Raw genomic sequence first — 19,442 nt, 5'->3', positions numbered from 1 at the left:
CGCATGCGACTGCTTTTCTGGGTGGCCGTCCTGTTTGGCGGCGCAGTGGGGCTGGCGTTGTTCACGCAGTTCAACCACAGCAACGTGGTGCTGTTCTATCCGCCGTACCGCGTCGAGATGTCGCTGAACCTGACGCTGGCACTGCTGCTGCTGGTGTTCTTCGTGGTCTGGACCATCATGTCGACGATGCGGCATCTGTCGGAGATGCCGCGCCGGGCGGCCGCGTACCGTGAGCGCAGCCGCATGAGCAAAGCCCAGGCCGCGCTGCGTGAATCGATCGAAAACCTGTTCGCCGGCCGCTTTGCCCGTGCCGAGCGCGCGGCCAAGGAAGCCCAGTCGTGGCCCGAGCAGGCGCAGACTGCCGCGCTGGTGGGTGCGCGCGCCGCGCACCGGATGCAGGAGTCGGAACGTCGCGACGCCTGGATGTCACAGGTGACCGATCCGGAACGCGAGCAGGCCCGTCTGGTATCGATGGCCGAACTGCTGGTCGATGCCCGCGACCCCGAGGGGGCGCTGGAAACCATCGCCCTGCTGCAGGAAAAAGGCGGACGCCAGATCCACGTGCAACGGATCGCGCTGCGTGCGCACCAGCACCTGAAGAACTGGACCGAGGTCCTACGCCTGGCCCGATCGCTGGAAAAGCGCAATGCGCTGCACCCGGTGCTGGCGCTGCGGCTCAAGCAGATGGCCGTGGAAGCCATGCTGGAGGAACGCCGCCATGACGCGGAGTCGCTCTACCACTTCTGGCGCACGCTGTCGCCCGACGAGCGGCACGCGGTACGCATCGCCGAACAGGCTGCACGCTACTTCTCGGCGCTGAACCGCCAGAACGAGGCACGCCGGATCGTCGAGGAAGCCCTCAAGGTCAATTGGGATAGCCGGCTGGTGCAGCGTTACGCCGATTGCGCCGAGCCGGGCAAGGCGCTGCCGCAGATCCAGCAGGCCGAAAAGTGGCTGGTCGACCATCCGAACGATGCCGACCTGTACTACACGCTAGGTGTGCTGTGCCTGGGCGAGCAACTGTGGGGCAAGGCGCAGTCGAATTTCGAACGCGCCCTGCGCTACGCCGACCGCGACGCGCAGCGCCGCATCTGCGTACGCGCCCACCTGGCGCTGGCCCGCCTGTTCGAGGAAACGGACCGCCCCGAGGATGCGCAGAAGCATTATCGGGAAAGTGCCATGCTGGCGAGCTAGTCCCCCCGGCCTAGGGAACGCTGTTATCACGCTCGGGCTGACGCAAGTGTTCCGTGAGGATCTATTCGTTTTCCGGCAACATAGGAAGCGATTGGAATAGCTTGCTAATATCAGCCAGCCAACTTTCGTAACACGCCAAGTGACGACCAAGCGACCCTTCTTCCCCGTGTTCATCTCGGTTCTTTTTGTTGTTCGTAACGAGTCTGCAACTCTGGAGCGGCTTCTGGCGACTGCATCGGAAACCATTGCGCCGCTAGTGTCGGACTATGAATTAATCGTCGTCGACAATGCGTCTTCAGATGACAGCATTGCGCTCTTGAAAGACCTTACGGGTGATACTGGCCTGCCCAACCTGCAGGTTTACGGTTTGACCAAGGAAGTGGACTATGACACTGCCGCTTGGGTCGGACTTGAAAATGCACTCGGCGACTTCGTAGCGGTCGCTGATCCGTTTGTTGACGATATCTGTTTTTTGCCCGAAATGCTGGAGAAGGCGATGTCCGGGGCAGACGTTGTCTTTGCGACGAACTTGCAACGGCCCGAGCAAAGTTGGCACTATCGTGCTGCCTTCAGCATATTCAACCGACTTTTTAGATGGACCAGTGGCGTTGATTTAGCAAAGGAGGCGCCTCAGTACCGGGTGCTTACCAAACGCGTGATCAATTTTATTCTGCATCATCGGCAGCCGGCATTAACCTATAGACACTTGCCTGCTACGGGCGGTTTCGCACGCGCAAACCTTACCTTTAGCGCACCCCCGAGTCACGCACCGCGGAAGCGCCTGGGAGATAGTATTGACCGCGGTATGCGCATGCTTGTTTCAACGACCCGGGCGCCGATGCGACTTGTGACGGCGTTGTCTCTCTTCGGTACGGCAGCAAATTTGTTGTACTCCTTCTATGTGTTAATTGTCTGGTTCTTCAAATCGGACGTGGCGCCCGGCTGGGTAAGTCTCTCTTTGCAGCAGTCGGGTATGTTCTTTCTGATCTCCCTGGTTCTGCTGGTTTTGGGCGAGTACATCCTGAACATGGCATCGGCATCTAACGAGGGGCCTTTGTATCACGTGGGCCAAGAATTTACGAGCGCTCGAATGACGCGCCGTGAAAAACTAAATATTGAAGTTGTCGTTGGAGGGGATATCAAACGCGCTGACGTCCCGGTCGTGCGGTGATGGATATTTCTAAAGAATACGATGCAGTCGTTATCGGTGGTGGATTCTACGGTTGTACGATAGCTGTTTATCTGGCGGAACAGAGGGGTCTGAAACGAATCATCGTTGTGGAACGCGAAGACGCGCTGCTATCACGGGCGTCTTATACCAACCAGGCACGCGTTCACAACGGGTATCACTATCCCAGGAGTTTCACGACTGCATATCGTAGTCGGATAAACTTGCCCCGGTTCATCAAGGACTGGTCAAGTGCCATCAAACACGACTTCACTAAGCTCTACGCGGTCGCTCGGCGAAATTCCAAGGTTAGCGCGCGTCAGTTTGTACGTTTTTGCGAGGAGATCGGTGCGAAGACTGAGCAAGCACCCCCTATATTGAAGGAGTTATTCTCCCCAAAACTGATCGAAGATGTTTTTCTTGTAGAAGAATATGCCTTCGATACGACTCTGCTCGCCTCATGGGCGCAACGGGCGCTCACCATGAACGGCGTTGAAGTGCGCTTTGGCACCACGGCGACATCCATCGTGCACGACGCAGAGCGCGGAAATATTGTGAAATTGAGAGATGTGTCGGGCCAATCCATTTGGGTATCCGCGCCGACCGTCTTCAACTGTAGCTACAGCGGTTTAAACCTCCTTTCAGGAGAATTTCCCGGTACCTTGACAAGGTTGAAGCATGAGATCACCGAAATGGCCCTCATCGAAATGCCGGCGCCGCTTAATGAGATCGGGATTACGGTCATGGATGCCTTTTTTTTCTCTGATGCCATTTCCCGCACGTGGCCTGCATACGCTTTCGCATGTTAGATACACACCTCATGTTCAGTGGGGTGACTCTGCGGTAATCGATCCGTACGAGCGTCTGGCACAGTATGCGAAAGAGACGAGGGTTGACCGGATGATTAGAGATACGGCGCGCTACGTGCCATTGGTCGCGAAGTCTCGTTACGTTGACTCGCTCTTTGAGGTAAAAACCGTGCTTCAGAAAAATGAGGCGGACGATGGACGGCCTATCTTGTTCGAAAAGCACGAGACGCTGCCGGGATGCTATTCCATTCTTGGAGGCAAGATAGACAACATCTATGACGTTATCGAAAGGCTGGACGACGAGCGTTTTCTGGGTACCGAATGAAGGAGGTTAATATGAATACGGCATTAATTGGTCATTCGGGATACGTCGGGTCCACGCTGCTTCGGCAAACAGAGTTCGATGCGCTTTATAGATCACATAATATCAACGAAATCCGCGATAAGACATTTGATTTGATCGTGTGCGCAGGGGCGCCTGCGCAGAAATGGATCGCGAACAGGGAGCCGCAAGCTGATCGTGCGAAGATTCAAGATCTGATAGACCATCTCCGTACGGTGTCGTGCAAATCGTTTGTGTTGATAAGCACAGTAGACGTTTTCAAGGATCCTGTAGCCGTTGATGAAAATACCCTCGTAGAAAGGGAAGGGTTGCACCCATATGGGCTGCATCGGCTTGTGCTTGAAGAGTTTGTATCAGAGCATTTCTCGGATTATCTCATTGTACGTCTGCCTGGCTTGGTGGGTCCTGGCTTACGCAAGAACGTGGTCTTTGACCTTCTAAACGAGAATAATTTGCAGTCGATCGATAGTCGAGGAATGTTTCAGTTCTATCCCATGGTAAATCTTTGGTACGACATTCAGTCGGCACTCCACGCTGGCTTGAAACTCGTGCACCTGACCGCGCAGCCAATTAGGGTTCGCGAGTTGGCGGCACAAGGATTCGGGCGAGACTTCCAAAACGAAATCAGTTCGACCGCCGTGCAATACGACTTCCGAACGCGTCACGCGCACGTCTTTGGTGCAACGGGTATGTATCAGTATGATACCCGCGCCACCTTGCAGGCTGTTCGCGCATATGCCCAATCCGAGCAGCTAACGTTGAAAAGCGAGGGAAGTGCGTGAGAATCGCTATCTCAAATATTGCCTGGAATGTCGATGAAGACGCCGCCGTGCAAACGCTGCTTCACAGGTTTGCAGTCGATGCTATTGATATAGCCCCAGGAAAATATTTTCCTGACCCGGATAATGTAAAGGATTGTGACGTACGTGTTGTACGAGACAAATGGATTGCGGCTGGCATCGAGATAACCGGTATGCAATCGCTTTTGTTCAATAGTGTCGGATTGAATTTATTCGGCGACGCCGCGTCGCGCGGCGCTATGCTGAAACGTCTGTCGTCTGTGGCGCGGATTGGAAGCCTTCTCGGCGCAACGCGCCTTGTTTTCGGTTCACCAAGAAATCGCGATCGAGGTGCTTTATCGAATGCCGCCGCGTGGGAAATGGCGGTGCCCTTTTTTGCGGAACTTGGCGATATCGCCTCGTCGCACGGTGTTATGTTCTGCCTTGAGCCCACTCCGAGTTGCTATGGTTCGAATTTTATGACGAATTGCGAGGAAACGGCGACGGTAGTTCGTGCTGTCAATCATCCAAGTATCCGTATGCAGTTTGATACGGGCGCACTGACCATTAATGGCGAATCACCTTTCGAAATGCTCGCTCGGCACGGAGAATTAATTGGCCATGTTCATGTGAGCGAGCCACTGTTAGTGCCAATAGGCGATGGCGGCACAGACCATGAGGCTATGGCGAGGGCGCTGTCCACGGCGATGCCAGAACAGCAGCTTGTCTCGATTGAAATGGTAGCCACCACCGACGAGGCTCCTTTGGACGCGGTACGGAGGGCGGTGGCGGCGACTAAGCTATGGTATGGCCCTTCACACAGGAGTTCACCTGCATGAAGTGGCTGATTCTTATGTTAGGAATTGCCAGTAACGCCTCTGCAAGCGTGCTCGTGAAGATGGCAATGATTCCACCAAGAAAATTCCCATCGCTGGATGATCCGTATGCTGCTCTGAGTAACTGGCCATTCTGGTTTGGGTTAGGGCTTTATGGCGCAGCATTTCTGCTTTATGCGGCCGCCCTTGCGCGACTTCCTTTGAATGTCGCGCATCCTGTATTGACTTCTGGGGCGATTGCCACGGTCGCAATGATGTCCGTCATCGTTTTTCGCGAACCGTTCCATTGGAACACTGGCGTAGGCATTGTGCTGGTCATCGCTGGTGTAATGCTAATTTCGGCTAAAGTCGCTGCCTAACGAAGAGTTAGTAATGCATAAAATCGTCCATACAAGTATCAGGCCAGAATGGCAGGTGCCGTCGTTCGATGTCTCATTGTGGCGCGGGCGTACGCAACCCTGGTGCATCGTTATGCCCGTGATTAACGAAGGCAATAGAATTCGAAGTCTGTTGCAAAAAATGAGCACGTTGGAAATTTCAAGGATCGCGGACATTATCATTGTCGACGGTGGTAGCACTGATGATTCCCTCGACATGGCGTTCCTCCATCAACAGAAGGTGGCCGGATTAATTGTTAAAACCGGTCCTGGAAAACTTAGTGCCCAATTGCGATGCGCTTATGCGTTTGCGTTGGAAAACAACTATGACGGGATTATCACCATTGACGGTAACGATAAGGACGATCCTGCCGCCATCCCGCAGTTCATCCAGGCTCTGATCGAAGGTGTAGATTTTGTCCAAGCATCCCGGTTTATTGCTGGTGGTGTCGCGGAGAATACCCCGATTATGCGCGACTTGGCAATCCGGTTTATACATGCGCCTGCCCTGAGCATCAGTTCGGGTTTCCGCTGGACTGATACGACCCAAGGATTCCGTGCGTACAGCAAGCGCCTGCTGTTGGATCCGGCAGTTGCACCTTTTCGCGATATTTTTCGCGAGTATGAATTGCTCGCCTATCTCTCGCATCGAGCGCCGCGTCTTGGTTATCGATGTCAGGAGATTGCTACTTCGCGCAAGTATCCAGCCGGGGAAGTACCGACGAAAATCAGTACGTTCAGTGGCAACATGCGAGTGATGAGAACGCTTCTCCAAGCGTGCACGGGGTCGCTCAACCCCGAAGAAAAATAGCCCGCTCGCGTGGTCGTTAGCGTTTATTGGATTCGTCTTTTCACTGTTTCTCTGTGGCATCTATGGCCGTGGCTGCGGAAGCCATATGTGTTTTCGCAACTTAATTGCAATTCGGTTCACCCATGGACGAATCTATCGGCGCGCTGTGTATTACCGGGCCGACGAATAGCTTGCAGGCCGGAAACGAGCTGGATGGCAGTGCCATTTAACGCCGGATGCTAGCATCGTTGAGTTGGGGACAAATTTGCATGTTTCCCCAATTAGCTGATAACAGCTCAACATAGGGGTGCAAATGCATTCTGCAGCACCTTAGCGACAAAATAGTTTCATTCCGCGTCATGCTCAGGCTGCCGCATGCAACTGGATTGAGGTGTGAGGAAGGGACATCTATTCGGGCATCGTATTCTTGCCATCACTGAGCCTAAGTTCATTTTGCCCCCTTCACCGCCCCATACCGCTCCAACGCCTCCATCCGTGCAACGCCATGTTGCACGATGGGGCGCGGGTAGTTTTCACCCAGACGGACTCCGGCCGCAGCCAACACATCGTCGGGCGCCGTCCATGGCGAATGGATGTACTTGTCCGGCAGCTTTGCCAGCACCGGCAGGTATTTGCGGATGAAGCGGCCCTGCGGGTCGAATTTCTCCGATTGGGTGACAGGGTTGAAGATGCGGAAGTAGGGCTGTGCGTCGCAGCCGGTCGAGGCGGCCCACTGCCAGCCGCCGTTGTTTGCCGAGAAATCGAAATCGTTAAGCTGGTCGGCAAAGTATTGCTCGCCACGGCGCCAGTCCACGCCCAGGTCCTTGACCAGAAAGCTGGCGGTGACCATGCGCAGCCGGTTATGCATGTAGCCGCTCTGGCGGATCTGCAGCATGGCGGCGTCCACCAGCGGGTAGCCGGTCTGGGCCTGGCACCAGGCCTCGAAATACTCGTTCCCGGTTTGAAGGTCGACCCAGCGGATCGCATCGTATTCCGGATGGTACGACTTGCCCTCGGCCAGGCGCGGGTGGTGGTGCAGGATCATGAAATAGAAATCCCGCCAGATCAGTTCGGACAGCCAGATGGCGGCCCCGGCGGCGGCAGTGCCGCCCCGCTGCACGGTGTCGTGCGCGGTACGCGCCAGCGCGCGGACCGAAATCGTGCCAAAACGCAGATGCACGGATAGGTAGCTCGGGCCGCGCAGCGCCGGGAAGTCGCGGCGCTGGCCGTAATCGCCCATGCGGGTTTGGAATTCGCGGAATAGCGCCTGGGCGCCATCCATGCCCGTAGGCATCGCAATCTCCTTTAGATTGCTCGGCGCAAAGCCCAGCGACTCAAGCGTGGGCAGTGCCTTCCGGTGCGTGGCCGGCACCGGGGCCAGCGCCCTGCGGTATGTGTCGACCGGATAGGGACGCAGGTCGAATGGCCGCAGCGCCTTCAGCCACGCGTTCTTGTACGGCGTGAATACGCTGAAGGGCTGGTCCTGGCCGGTCAGGATCTCGCTCGCCTCGAAGATCACTTGGTCCTTGAACGTGAAAAGTTCGCGCCCGTCCGCCGCCAACGCCTGGCGCACGGTGGCGTCTCGGTCTTTGGCGATGGGCTCGTAGTCGTGGTTCGCGAACACCGCCTCGACATCGAGTTCCGCAGCCAGCCGGGGGATGGCCGTGCGCGCCCGATCGTCGAGCACGATCAGGCCGCCGCCGGCATCGGTCAGCGCCTGCCGCAGCGGGTCCAGCGATTTCAGGATGAATTCGATGCGCCGGTCGGCCTTGAGCCCGCGTTCGCGCAGCGGATCGAGGATTTCGCGATCGAACACGAACACGCACCATACCTGTTGGCAGTGCTTGAGGGCATAATGCAGCGCCGCGTGGTCGTCCATGCGCAGGTCGCGCCGGAACCAGACCAGGCCGCGCGCGAATTGCCGGTCAATCCGGTAAGGCAGACGGTCGCCCGGTGCGGGCGCAGGGGAAGGTGATCTCGACATCGCCGTAACCTAACATAGCCTCCAGATACTTCCCTACCGTTTACAAGCAGTTTCCAGATCACTCATGGCCATTACACTCGACCGCATCCTGCAATCCCAAGGCTTCGGCACCCGCCGCTATTGTGGCGACCTGGTGGAGGCGGGGCTGGTGGAGGTCAACGGCGAACTGTGCGAGGACCCGGGTGCACGCTTCGAGGTTGACGGCCTGCGCCTGACCGTCGACGGCGAGGAATGGCTGGCCTGCACCAAGGCCTACCTGATGCTGAACAAGCCGGCCGGCTACGAATGCTCGCAGCGGCCGCGCCATCATCCCAGCGTCTACAACCTGCTGCCGGTGCCGCTGCGCCAGCGCGAGGTGCAGGCGGTGGGGCGGCTCGACCACGACACCACGGGCCTGCTGCTGCTGACCGACGACGGCCAGTTCATCCACGCCCAGACGTCGCCGAAGAAGCAGGTGCCCAAGGTGTACGAGGTGACCACGTTCGATCCGGTAACGCCCGAGCAGGTGCAAGCCCTGCGCGCCGGCGTGCAGCTGGACGACGAACCGGCCCCGATTGCCGCGCATGCCTGCGAGGCGACCGGCGAGCGCAGCCTGCGGCTGTCGCTGCTGCAGGGCAAGTATCACCAGGTCAAGCGGATGGTGGCGGCCACTGGCAACCATGTGACGGCCCTGCATCGCAGCGCGATTGGCGGCCTGCGGCTGGACCCGGCGCTGGCGCTGGGCGAATGGCGCTGGCTGACGCCCGAAGACATGGTGGCGCTGAAGTCGGCCGGGGACTGAGCCCACCCGGCGCGCGCCGTAAAGTGCGCTTGCGGGCAGAAGTTTTCCGCAGCAGCCGGGGTGCGATTTGGTAGAATGCAAGCCATGGCGACGCCCGAAGCTTCCATCAATCTCACCAATCAGTTCCTGATTGCCATGCCCGGCATGGCCGATCCGACGTTTTCGGGTTCCGTTGTCTACCTTTGCGAGCATAACGAGCGCGGCGCGCTCGGCCTGGTGATCAACCGGCCGATCGACATCGACATGGCCACGCTGTTCGACAAGATCGATCTCAAGCTCGAAATCCAGCCTGTTGCCCACCAGCCGGTCTACTTCGGCGGCCCGGTGCAGACCGAGCGCGGCTTTGTGCTGCATGATCCGGTCGGCATCTATGTGTCGTCGCTGGCGGTGCCCGGCGGGCTGGAAATGACCACATCCAAGGACGTGCTCGAAGCCGTGGCCAACGGCAGCGGCCCGCACCGGTTCCTGCTGACGCTCGGCTATGCGGGCTGGGGCGCCGGACAGCTCGAGGAAGAACTGAGCCGCAACGGCTGGCTGACCGTCCAGGCCGATCCCGAAATCATTTTCAGCGTGCCGCCCGAAGAGCGTTTCGCGGCGGCCGTGCGCCTGCTTGGCATCGACGTGACGATGCTGTCGGGCGAGGCCGGGCATGCCTGAGCAGGCGGGGCGCGAGACGCCCCGCGACGGCACGGTGCTCGCCTTCGACTATGGCGAGAAAAAAATCGGCGTGGCGCTCGGGAATTTCATCACCCGGCAAGCCCGCGCGCTCACCATACTCCCGAATGTGACGGTCGAGGCCCGCTTCGACGCGGTTGGCGCGCTGATCCAGGAATGGTCGCCGGTGCGGCTGGTGGTCGGCATGCCGGTCAACCCCGAAGCCGCCCCCGATGACGCGGAACAGGCGTCGATGCGGCTTGCGCGCCGCTTTGGCAACCAGTTGAACGGGCGGTTCAACCTGCCCGTGGACTGGGTGGACGAACGCTATTCGTCGCGCGCTGCCTCGATGGCCGGGGCAAAGCGCGGGGCGCTCGATGCCGAGGCCGCCCGGATCATCCTGCAACAGTATTTCGACGAAATCCCGCTATGACTCAGACCTCTACCCCCGACGCAGAGGCGCTATATCACGCGCTGCGCGACCAGGCCCAGGCCCTGATGCCGTCCAGTGACCGGGCGCGCTGGTCCGTGGCGGGCATCCATTCCGGTGGCGCCTGGATTGCCGAGCGGCTGGCGGCGGACCTGAAGCTGGGCGAGCACGGTGTGATCAACGTGGCCTTCCACCGCGACGACTATGCCAAGAAGGGGCTGCACAGCCAGGCCCAGCCGACCACGCTGCCATTTGCCGTCGAAGACCGCAATGTCCTGCTGATCGACGATGTGCTGGCCACCGGCCGCACGATCCGCGCCGCCGTCAACGAACTGTTCGACTATGGCCGGCCCGCGCGCGTGGCGCTGGCCGTGCTGGCGGACCGTGGCGGCCGCGAACTGCCGTTCGCCGCCGACTATGCCGCGGCCACCGTCGAGCTGCCCCAGGACAAGACGCTGGTGCTGTCGCGCCAGGGCGAAGGTGCGGCGACGCGCTTCGCCTTCGCCACCGAGGCGCGTACCTGAGTGTCAACCCGAGACGCCATCAGAGCGTCAAGCACCGAAGCCGTATCCAGACCGAACCCGCCAGACCGAATCCGCGCCCGACCCACCTGCCCATGACCAAGATGTTCCGCAACCCGCAGCTCACCCGGAACGGCGAGCTCAAGCACCTGTTGTCGATCGAGGGGCTGTCGCGTGACATGATCACGCACATCCTCGACACCGCCAGCCAGTTCGTTTCGCTGTCCGACTCCGACCGCGACGTGAAGAAGGTGCCGCTGCTGCGCGGCAAGAGCGTGTTCAACCTGTTCTTCGAGAACTCCACGCGTACGCGCACCACGTTCGAGATTGCCGCCAAGCGCCTGTCGGCGGACGTGCTGAACCTGAATATCAATGCGTCGTCGACCAGCAAGGGCGAGTCGCTGCTGGACACCATCAACAACCTGTCGGCGATGTCGGCCGACATGTTCGTGGTGCGCCATGCCAGTTCGGGCGCGCCGTACCTGATCGCCGAACACGTCGCGCCCCATGTGCACGTGATCAACGCCGGCGACGGCCGCCATGCGCACCCCACGCAGGGCCTGCTGGACATGTACACGATCCGGCATTTCAAGAAGGACTTCACGAACCTGACGGTAGCTATCGTCGGCGACATCCTGCACTCGCGCGTGGCGCGTTCCGACATCCACGCGCTGACCACGCTGGGCGTGCCCGAAGTGCGCGCGATCGGCCCCCGCACGCTGCTGCCGTCCGGGCTGGAGCAGATGGGCGTGCGCGTCTTCCACAATATGGAAGAAGGCCTGAAGGGCGTGGACGTGGTGATCATGCTGCGCCTGCAGAACGAGCGGATGAGCGGTGCGCTGCTGCCGTCCGCGCAGGAGTACTTCAAGGCCTACGGCCTGACGCCGGAGCGCCTGGCGCTTGCCAAGCCCGATGCCATCGTGATGCACCCGGGCCCGATGAACCGCGGCGTGGAGATTGATTCCGCCGTGGCCGATGGCCCGCAGTCGGTCATCCTGAACCAGGTGACCTTCGGCATCGCGGTCCGCATGGCCGTGATGGGCATCGTAGCCGGCAACAACGATTGAGCAGCACCTTGGATATAACGAACCGCACATCGCAAGAAGACATGAAGATCCGCATCCAGGGTGGCCGCCTGATCGATCCGGCCGCGAACGTCGACGCCGAACAGGACCTGTATATCGCCGCCGGCAAGATTGTCGGCGTGGGCCAGGCGCCTGCCGATTTCAACGCCAACAAGACCATCGACGCCCGGGGCCTGATCGTTTGCCCAGGCCTGGTGGACCTGTCCGCGCGCCTGCGCGAGCCGGGCTACGAATACAAGGCCACGCTGGAATCCGAGGTGGCCGCAGCCACGGCCGGCGGCGTGACGAGCCTGGTCTGCCCGCCCGACACCGACCCCGTGCTCGACGAACCGGGCCTGGTGGAAATGCTCAAGTTCCGTGCGCGCCGGCTGAACCAGACGCACGTCTATCCGCTGGGCGCGCTGACTGTGGGGCTGAAGGGCCAGGCGCTGACCGAGATGGGCCAGCTGACAGAGGCCGGCTGCGTCGGCTTCAGCCAGGCCGAGATGCCGATCCAGGACACGAAGGTCCTGCAGCGCGCGATGCAATACGCGCAGACGTTTGGCTTCACGCTGTGGCTGCGCCCCGAGGACCCGTTCCTGGGCGGCGGCGTGGCGGCCAGTGGCGCGGTGGCGTCGCGGCTGGGCCTGTCCGGCGTGTCGGTGATCGCCGAAACGGTGCGCCTGCATACGATCTTCGAACTGATGCGTGCCACCGGCGCGCGCGTTCACCTGTGCCGCCTGTCTTCGGCGGCCGGGCTGGAACTGGTGCGCCAGGCCCGCAAGGAAGGGCTGGCGGTCACCTGCGACGTGAACATCCACCATGTGTCGCTGACCGACATGGACATCGGCTTCTTCAATAGCCAGATGCGCTTCACGCCGCCGCTGCGCAGCGGCCGCGACCGCGACGCCATCGTGGCGGCACTGGCCGACGGCACCATCGATGCGTTGTGTTCGGACCACACTCCGGTGGACGACGACGAGAAGCTGCTGCCGTTCGCGGAAGCCACGCCGGGCGCCACGGGGCTGGAACTGCTGCTGCCGCTGACGCTGCGCTGGGCCGCCGAGCACAACGTGCCGCTGGTAAAGGCGCTGGCCCGCATCACCAGCGAACCGGCCCGCGTGATCGGCCTGCATGCCGGATCGCTGACCACCGGCAATGCCGCCGACATCTGCGTGTTCGATCCGAAGCAAATGTGGAAAGTGGAGCGTTCGGCGCTTAAGAGCCAGGGCAAGAATTCGCCGTGGCTCGGCTACGAGATGGAAGGGCGCGTGCGCATGACCTTGGTCGACGGCCAGGTCGTGTACGAGCAGCGTTGACCGGCGGCTTGCCGATCGCTCCAAACGCTACCGGGGTTTAACGATGATCTGGTTACGCAAGCTGCGGCTGGGATTTCACCTGTTGCGCGGGATGCTGGTCTGCGCAACGGTCTTCCCGTGGGCGAGTGCTCACCTGCGTGAGCGGCTGATCCGGAACTGGTCGCGCAAGCTCCTGGCCATCTGCAGCATCGAGGTGGAAGTGCAGGGCCTGGCGCCGGGTGCGTCGCCTCCGCGCGGCGCGATGCTGGTGTCGAACCATATCTCGTGGCTGGACATTTACGTTATCCACAGCTGGCAGCCGGTGCGCTTTGTCGCCAAATCGGAAATCCGCAGCTGGCCGGTGATCGGCTGGCTTTGTGACAAGACAGGCACGATCTTCATCGAACGTGCCAGCAAACGCGACGCACACCGAGTACTGCACCACATCGCGGACGTGATGCGACAGGGCGATCTGGTATGCGTGTTCCCGGAAGGCACGACCACCGATGGCAGCAAGGTGCTGCCGTTCCACGCCAACCTGATGCAGGCTCCGCTGGTGGGCGGCCTGCCCGTGCAGCCGGTGGGCCTGAGCTATCTGGACGCGGCGACCGGCGAGCCGACGCTGGCACCGGCGTATATCGACGACATCTCGCTGGTCGAATGCCTGAACGCCGTCCTGAAGTCGCCGCCGATCAAGGTGCGGCTGACGCTGGGGCCGCCATTGCTGGCCCACTCGGCAAGTCGGCGGGAATTGGCGGAGGCGGCGCGGGAGGTGGTGGTGCACCTGCTGGGTGGCTCGCCCGATTCGGCGTTTAGTGTGGCTGAGAAGCTACATCAGGCACCAATGTCGGCAGTCCAACCCGCGACTGCCACGTCCTGAGCCTTTGGTCGTCCCCGCTCCCGCGGGATTCGCATTTTCAGGCGAACGGATCAGAATACTGAGGGCAATCGACCTGGATGACGGTCCGATCGCCCGGATCGCGCGCCAGCCTGGCAGCGGTAAGCTGGCCGCCCCAGACACAGCCGGTATCGAGCGCCATCAGGTCGGGGCGCATCACCAGACCAAGCGTCGACCAGTGTCCGCACACCACGGTGGTGTCAGCCGTACGTCGTCCGGGGACGTCGAACCACGGCATGACGCCGGCAGGGGCCTTGCCGAGACCTTCCTTGGTCTTGAGGTCCATGACGCCGTCGGCGGAGCAGAAGCGCAGGCGGGTCAGGGCGTTGACGATCACCCGATGACGCTCGATGCCACGCAGGCCGTCATCCCAGCGATCCGCCTCGTTGCCGAAGATATCAGCCAGCAAGCCCTGCCAGTTGGGCCCCCGCAGCTCGGCTTCGACTTCGTGCGCCAAGTCGATGACCTGGTTGGCGGTCCATTGGGGGAGGACGCCGGCGTGGACGATCAGGAAGTTGTCTTCCTTGATGGCAAGCGGTTGGTGACGTAGCCAGGTGAGTAAATCCTCACAATCGGGGGCATTGAGGATGTCGTCGAGAGTGTCGGACTTGCCCTTCTTGCGGACCCCGGCGGCGACGGCGAGCAGATGGATATCGTGGTTGCCGAGGACCGTGCGGGCCCGCGGAGCCATGGCCTTGACGGCCCGCAGGGTTTCCAGGGAGGCGGGACCACGATTCACAAGATCGCCGACGAAGCGCAGGGGTGCATCGGCAGGCAACTTCGCGAGCAGTTCGCGATAGGAAGGGGCGCAGCCTTGGAGGTCGCCGATGGCGAAAACGCTGTCAGACGCAGTGTGATTCGCTTGCATTTGCAATTGTAAAAATCATCATTAATGGCGAAAAAGTGTCAAGACATGCTTTCGTGTGTCCCTACATAATCGATTTGGCGATTAGTTACAACACGCTACAAAAAGTTGGGCGTCACCCAAAGGATGAGGGGCGGGGTCAGATAGAATAGCGCCACTTCCACGAGGACTTAAAAAAAGCCGCTATCCCCCACTGGATCAGGCGGCCACCCGACTATTGTCGGGCACTCGGAACATATCGATAAGCAGGGAGCAAAGTTTGTCGCACATTCTTGTCACAGGCGGGGCTGGGTTCATCGGGGCGAATTTCGTCCTGGATTGGCTTGCCAAGCCGGGTGCCGACGGCATTGTCAACGTCGACAAGCTGACGTACGCCGGAAACCTGAAAACGCTCGCCTCGCTGGAGAGCGACAGCCGTCACGTCTTCTCGCAGACCGATATTTGCGACCGTGAGGCTCTGGACCGTCTGCTCGATCAGTACAAACCGCGTGCGGTCGTTCATTTCGCGGCGGAAAGCCACGTCGATCGATCGATCCACGGTCCGGCGGAGTTCATCCAGACCAATATCGTCGGCACGTTCACACTGCTGGAGGCTGTGCGGGCCTATTGGGGCACGCTCGACGACAGCGCCAAGGCCGCTTTTCGCTTCCTGCACGTCTCCACGGACGAGGTGTTCGGTTCGCTCGGGCCCGCCGACCCCCAATTTTCCGAGACCACGCCCTACGCACCCAATAGCCCGTACTCGGCGTCGAAGGCGGCGTCAGATCACCTGGTGCGCGCCTATCACCACACCTACGGCCTGCCCGTGGTGACGACGAACTGCTCGAACAACTACGGCCCGTATCACTTCCCCGAGAAGTTGATCCCGCTAATGATCACGAATGCGCTCGCGGGCAAGGCGCTGCCGGTCTATGGCGATGGCCAGAACGTGCGTGACTGGCTCTACGTGCGCGACCATTGCAGTGCGATCCGGGAGGTGCTGGCCCGTGGCCGTCTGGGCGAGACGTATAACGTGGGCGGGTGGAACGAAAAGACCAACCTCGATGTAGTGCATACGCTGTGCGACCTGCTGGACGACCTGAAGCCGAAGGCGACGGGTTCGTATCGCGACCAGATTTCGTTCGTAAAAGACCGGCCCGGCCATGATCGCCGGTACGCCATCGATGCGCGCAAGCTGGAGCGGGAGCTCGGCTGGAAGCCCGCCGAGACCTTCGAGACAGGCCTTCGCAAGACCGTTCAATGGTATCTCGACAATCAGGCGTGGGTGCAGGACGTGGTTTCGGGGGACTACCGGAACTGGGTGGCGAAGCAATATGCATCGTAAGCCATTTACCGCGCCCACCATTCTTGTAACAGGAAGCAACGGTCAGGTCGGGTTCGAACTGCGCCGGAGCCTGGCGCCCCTGGGCAACGTCGTGGCACTCGATCGGGCGGGCTGCGATCTGTCGAAGGCCGAAGGCTTGCGCCGCGTGGTGCGTGAGCATCGCCCCGCAGTCATCGTCAATGCCGGCGCCTATACGGCGGTAGACAAGGCCGAGACCGATTCCGGTCTGGCGTTCGCCGTGAATGGCGTGGCCGCGGGCGTGCTTGCCGAGGAGGCCCTCGCCTTGGGCAGCCTGCTTGTCCACTATTCGACGGACTACGTGTTCGATGGTACGGCGCCCGGCGCGTACGTCGAGACGGACGCCGTCAATCCGCAGTCGGTCTACGGCAAGAGCAAGCTTGCTGGCGAACAGGCGATAGCGGAATCGGGGGCCCAGGCGCTGGTGCTGCGGACTTGCTGGGTGGCCGGCGCACATGGAGGCAATTTCGCCAAAACAATGCTTCGGCTGGCCGGAGAGCGTGACAGCCTGCGTGTGATCGTTGATCAGGTTGGTGCGCCCACCACGGCGGCACTGATCGCCGACGTCACGGCCCATATCGTGGCCCGCCATTGGCTCGCGGGGTCGCGCGAAGACTTTCCGTCTGGCGTCTATCACCTGGCGGCAGCCGGCGAGACAAGCTGGCATGGCTATGCGGTGGAGGTGCTGCGATACGCCCGGACGCTTGGTATCGCATTGAAGGCCGGCCCCGAGAACGTCGAAGCCATTCCCGCGACGGCTTACCCGCTGCCAGCCCCGCGCCCGGCAAATTCTCGACTCGATACCACGCGCCTGCGTGACACGTTCGGCATTCATCTTCCGTCCTGGGAGCAGGGCATCCATCACCTGCTTGACGAGATCCTCCTGTAACGGACACCAATATGCGTAAAGGCATCATCCTGGCCGGAGGTTCCGGCACACGGCTCTATCCGATCACCAAATCCGTGTCGAAGCAGCTACTGCCTGTCTACGACAAGCCGATGATCTACTATCCGCTGTCCACGCTGATGCTGGCAGGGATTCGTGACGTCCTGATTATCTCGACGCCCGAGGATACACCGCGCTTCGTCGAAATGCTTGGCGATGGCAGCAAGTGGGGTATCAATTTGCAGTACGCGGTGCAGCCTTCGCCGGATGGACTGGCGCAGGCCTTCATCATCGGCCGCGATTTTGTTGGCAATGACCCATCGACGCTGATTCTGGGCGACAACATCTTCTTTGGACATGATCTTGTGCGCCAGTTGCAGAGCGCGGGCCAGCAAGACCAAGGGGCCACGGTGTTTGCCTACCACGTGCACGACCCCGAGCGGTACGGCGTCATCGAGTTCGATGAGGATTTCCGTGCGCTGTCGCTCGAAGAAAAGCCGACGAAACCGCGATCCAGTTACGCGGTAACCGGTTTGTATTTCTACGATAACCGGGTTTGCGATATCGCCGCCGACATCAAGCCGTCAGCGCGGGGAGAGTTGGAAATCACGGATGTAAACAAGCATTATCTGGCGCAGGGTAAGTTGAACGTGGAGATCATGGGGCGCGGATATGCGTGGTTGGACACCGGCACGCATGATTCGTTACTTGAGGCTGCCAGTTTCATTGCCACGCTGCAGAAACGCCAGGGGCTGATGGTTGCGTGCCCTGAAGAGATTGCCTACCGAAGCAAATGGATCAACGCAGAGCAGGTCGAAGCCTTGGCCCGGCAGTTGTCCAAGAATGGCTATGGACAATACCTGCGGCAGATTGTTTCGGAGGCCATCAAGTGAGTCTCCAAGCTATTCCCACCAGCCTGCCCGAGGTGCTTATTCTGGAGCCGACGGTTTTTGGCGATAGTCGCGGATTCTTTTACGAATCGTTCAACCAGAGGGACTTCGAGCAGGCTACCGGTCAACGGTGCACCTTTGTCCAGGACAATCATTCCCGGTCGGCACGCAACGTGCTGCGAGGTTTGCATTATCAAATTGAGCATAGCCAGGGAAAGCTGGTGCGGGTGGTGGCGGGCGAGGTGTTCGACGTTGCGGTTGACATGCGCAAGAACTCGCCAAACTTCGGTAAGTGGGTCGGGGTAAGTTTGTCGGCTGAAAACAAGCGACAGCTTTGGGTGCCGCAGGGGTTCGCGCATGGCTTCGTCGTGACGTCGGAAGAAGCCGAGTTCCTGTACAAGGTTACGGACTACTGGTATCCGGAGCACGAGCGCAGCTTGATCTGGAACGATCCTGACGTTGCCATCGAATGGCCGATCGAAGGCAGCCCGATCTTGGCCGCCAAGGATGCTGGCGGTAAACCGCTAGCCGATGCGGATCTGTTCGACTAACCACAATCTGTCGATTGCCGCGTGCGGCCGGTCATATAGTTCCGGGTGAGGCACCGCACGGGTTAACAGAGCCCGTTGGCAATCGACCGCATGGCGGACAACAGTGGTGGTATAACACTCTCCATATGCTGACACTTTCGATAGCGTTTGTACTCTCGTTTCTCTTTACGCTGCTAGTGATACGCTACTCGAGCGTACACGCGCACATCACGGCGGATTGGGACCTGAACGGAGTCCAGAAATTCCATGCTCGTCCGGTACCCCGGGTTGGAGGGCTGGGCATCGCGCTAGCTCTGGTTGGGGTGAGCATCGCGCTTTTCTTCTTCCGCGACTCAAAAGCCCTTGGCTTCCCATATTTCCTGCTGCTTTGCAGCGCGATTCCCGCGTTTCTGGCGGGATTTATCGAGGACCTGACGAAGCGTGTGAGCCCGCGAGAGCGACTCATCGCGACAATGATCTCGGCGGTGTTGGCGGCATATCTGCTTGAGGCGCGCATCGTGCGCATCGACATACACTACGTCGACGCCGTCCTGGCGCTGCCGCTGGTGGGTGGCCTGATCACGGTTTTTGCCGTGGCAGGCGTCGCCAACGCCATCAATATCATTGACGGATTCAATGGCCTCGCATCGATGGTCGCGATGCTGATGTTTGTCTCGCTGGCCTATGTGTCCTTCGGTAATCCCCCCGCAAAAGCGATGGGGTCAGAAGTAGAATTTTCTCGTTGAGGAGTTCTACCGCATGAAGAAGTCGAGATTTACGGATAGCCAGATCATTGAAGCCATCAAGCGCGTAGAGGCTGGTCTTGCCGTTCCTGAGCTGTGTCGAGAGCTGGGCATCAGCTCGGCGACGTTCTACAAGTGGCGATCGAAGTACGGCGGCATGGACGTATCGCTGATGGCGCGCATGAAGGAGCTGGAGGCCGAGAACGCCCGGCTGCGCAAGATGTACGTCGAAGAGAAGCTCAAGGCCGAGATCGTGGCGG

Annotated in this window: 22 protein-coding genes and 1 pseudogene; 21 read left to right on the top strand and 2 right to left on the bottom strand. The window is 60.2% G+C overall.

Features of this window, described 5'->3' with window-relative positions; translation table 11 throughout:
• The first annotated feature begins 3 nt into the window (after positions 1 to 3).
• From D9X30_RS08550 to D9X30_RS08515, 8 genes are all read left to right on the top strand, one after another.
• Positions 4 to 1,194 carry a heme biosynthesis protein HemY gene (locus D9X30_RS08550; RefSeq protein WP_153950262.1) on the top strand — a complete coding sequence of 397 codons (1,191 nt, stop codon included), beginning with the start codon at positions 4 to 6 and terminating at the stop codon, positions 1,192 to 1,194.
• 139 nt (positions 1,195 to 1,333) lie between these two features.
• Positions 1,334 to 2,365, top strand: coding sequence for a glycosyltransferase (locus tag D9X30_RS08545; RefSeq protein ID WP_249640917.1), 1,032 nt, complete (start codon positions 1,334 to 1,336; stop codon positions 2,363 to 2,365).
• Positions 2,365 to 3,171 carry an FAD-dependent oxidoreductase gene (locus tag D9X30_RS08540; RefSeq protein ID WP_228771138.1) on the top strand — a complete coding sequence of 269 codons (807 nt, stop codon included), beginning with the start codon at positions 2,365 to 2,367 and terminating at the stop codon, positions 3,169 to 3,171. Before D9X30_RS08545 ends, D9X30_RS08540 begins: the two co-directional genes overlap by 1 nt.
• A gap of 91 nt (positions 3,172 to 3,262) precedes the next feature.
• Entirely contained in the window at positions 3,263 to 3,496 is a 234-nt protein-coding gene (locus D9X30_RS08535; RefSeq protein ID WP_228771137.1) for a hypothetical protein, read from the top strand.
• An 11-nt stretch (positions 3,497 to 3,507) separates the two neighbouring features.
• On the top strand, positions 3,508 to 4,296 hold the full coding sequence (locus D9X30_RS08530) for an NAD-dependent epimerase/dehydratase family protein (protein WP_153950261.1): 789 nt from the start codon (positions 3,508 to 3,510) through the stop codon (positions 4,294 to 4,296).
• On the top strand, positions 4,293 to 5,132 hold the full coding sequence (locus D9X30_RS08525; RefSeq protein WP_249640916.1) for a sugar phosphate isomerase/epimerase family protein: 840 nt from the start codon (positions 4,293 to 4,295) through the stop codon (positions 5,130 to 5,132). The genes D9X30_RS08530 and D9X30_RS08525 overlap by 4 nt, the downstream gene beginning before the upstream one ends.
• Positions 5,129 to 5,488: an EamA family transporter gene (locus D9X30_RS08520; protein WP_153950260.1), complete on the top strand. Its 360-nt coding sequence runs from the start codon at positions 5,129 to 5,131 to the stop codon at positions 5,486 to 5,488. The genes D9X30_RS08525 and D9X30_RS08520 overlap by 4 nt, the downstream gene beginning before the upstream one ends.
• A 13-nt stretch (positions 5,489 to 5,501) precedes the next feature.
• Positions 5,502 to 6,317, top strand: a complete 816-nt coding sequence (locus D9X30_RS08515; RefSeq protein WP_153950259.1) for a glycosyltransferase family 2 protein — start codon at positions 5,502 to 5,504, stop codon at positions 6,315 to 6,317.
• Between the two features lie 427 nt (positions 6,318 to 6,744).
• On the opposite strand, the gene D9X30_RS08510 is transcribed toward D9X30_RS08515, so the two are convergent.
• Positions 6,745 to 8,280: a cryptochrome/photolyase family protein gene (locus tag D9X30_RS08510; RefSeq protein WP_153950258.1), complete on the bottom strand. Its 1,536-nt coding sequence runs from the start codon at positions 8,278 to 8,280 to the stop codon at positions 6,745 to 6,747.
• Between the two features lie 64 nt (positions 8,281 to 8,344).
• On the opposite strand from D9X30_RS08510, the gene D9X30_RS08505 reads away from it, so the two are divergent.
• From D9X30_RS08505 to D9X30_RS08475, 7 genes are all read left to right on the top strand, one after another.
• Positions 8,345 to 9,061 carry a pseudouridine synthase gene (locus D9X30_RS08505; protein WP_153950257.1) on the top strand — a complete coding sequence of 239 codons (717 nt, stop codon included), beginning with the start codon at positions 8,345 to 8,347 and terminating at the stop codon, positions 9,059 to 9,061.
• Between the two features lie 84 nt (positions 9,062 to 9,145).
• Positions 9,146 to 9,718, top strand: coding sequence for a YqgE/AlgH family protein (locus tag D9X30_RS08500; RefSeq protein WP_092601787.1), 573 nt, complete (start codon positions 9,146 to 9,148; stop codon positions 9,716 to 9,718).
• Positions 9,711 to 10,148, top strand: a complete 438-nt coding sequence (gene ruvX / locus D9X30_RS08495) for a Holliday junction resolvase RuvX (RefSeq protein WP_153950256.1) — start codon at positions 9,711 to 9,713, stop codon at positions 10,146 to 10,148. Before D9X30_RS08500 ends, ruvX begins: the two co-directional genes overlap by 8 nt.
• Positions 10,145 to 10,669, top strand: coding sequence for a bifunctional pyr operon transcriptional regulator/uracil phosphoribosyltransferase PyrR (gene pyrR / locus D9X30_RS08490; RefSeq protein WP_153950255.1), 525 nt, complete (start codon positions 10,145 to 10,147; stop codon positions 10,667 to 10,669). Before ruvX ends, pyrR begins: the two co-directional genes overlap by 4 nt.
• A 92-nt stretch (positions 10,670 to 10,761) precedes the next feature.
• Positions 10,762 to 11,733 carry an aspartate carbamoyltransferase catalytic subunit gene (locus D9X30_RS08485; RefSeq protein WP_092601577.1) on the top strand — a complete coding sequence of 324 codons (972 nt, stop codon included), beginning with the start codon at positions 10,762 to 10,764 and terminating at the stop codon, positions 11,731 to 11,733.
• 41 nt (positions 11,734 to 11,774) lie between these two features.
• Positions 11,775 to 13,049, top strand: coding sequence for a dihydroorotase (locus D9X30_RS08480; protein ID WP_153950254.1), 1,275 nt, complete (start codon positions 11,775 to 11,777; stop codon positions 13,047 to 13,049).
• A gap of 43 nt (positions 13,050 to 13,092) precedes the next feature.
• Positions 13,093 to 13,908 carry a lysophospholipid acyltransferase family protein gene (locus tag D9X30_RS08475; RefSeq protein WP_153950253.1) on the top strand — a complete coding sequence of 272 codons (816 nt, stop codon included), beginning with the start codon at positions 13,093 to 13,095 and terminating at the stop codon, positions 13,906 to 13,908.
• Between the two features lie 37 nt (positions 13,909 to 13,945).
• Here the strand turns inward: D9X30_RS08475 and D9X30_RS08470 are convergent, their stop codons facing one another.
• Entirely contained in the window at positions 13,946 to 14,794 is an 849-nt protein-coding gene (locus D9X30_RS08470) for a symmetrical bis(5'-nucleosyl)-tetraphosphatase (protein ID WP_153950252.1), read from the bottom strand.
• A 256-nt stretch (positions 14,795 to 15,050) separates the two neighbouring features.
• Between D9X30_RS08470 and rfbB the strand changes: the two genes are divergently transcribed.
• From rfbB to D9X30_RS08440, 6 genes and pseudogenes are all read left to right on the top strand, one after another.
• Positions 15,051 to 16,115, top strand: coding sequence for a dTDP-glucose 4,6-dehydratase (rfbB, locus tag D9X30_RS08465; RefSeq protein ID WP_153950251.1), 1,065 nt, complete (start codon positions 15,051 to 15,053; stop codon positions 16,113 to 16,115).
• Positions 16,105 to 17,022, top strand: a complete 918-nt coding sequence (gene rfbD, locus D9X30_RS08460; protein ID WP_153950250.1) for a dTDP-4-dehydrorhamnose reductase — start codon at positions 16,105 to 16,107, stop codon at positions 17,020 to 17,022. The genes rfbB and rfbD overlap by 11 nt, the downstream gene beginning before the upstream one ends.
• Positions 17,023 to 17,033: 11 nt before the next feature.
• Entirely contained in the window at positions 17,034 to 17,912 is an 879-nt protein-coding gene (gene rfbA / locus D9X30_RS08455; RefSeq protein WP_153950249.1) for a glucose-1-phosphate thymidylyltransferase RfbA, read from the top strand.
• Positions 17,909 to 18,460 carry a dTDP-4-dehydrorhamnose 3,5-epimerase gene (gene rfbC / locus D9X30_RS08450; RefSeq protein ID WP_249640915.1) on the top strand — a complete coding sequence of 184 codons (552 nt, stop codon included), beginning with the start codon at positions 17,909 to 17,911 and terminating at the stop codon, positions 18,458 to 18,460. Before rfbA ends, rfbC begins: the two co-directional genes overlap by 4 nt.
• Positions 18,461 to 18,585: 125 nt before the next feature.
• Positions 18,586 to 19,134, top strand: a pseudogene (locus D9X30_RS08445) (MraY family glycosyltransferase); the annotation flags it as partial.
• A gap of 64 nt (positions 19,135 to 19,198) precedes the next feature.
• On the top strand, positions 19,199 to 19,442 hold a 244-nt coding region (locus D9X30_RS08440; RefSeq protein WP_153949930.1), incomplete at its 3' end, for a transposase.

Source organism: Cupriavidus sp. U2 (genome assembly GCF_009663685.2).
GTDB classification, from domain to species: Bacteria; Pseudomonadota; Gammaproteobacteria; order Burkholderiales; family Burkholderiaceae; genus Cupriavidus; species Cupriavidus necator_C.
Note: the sequence above shows the minus strand (reverse complement) of the source record. Positions and strands in the feature narration are given on the sequence as shown.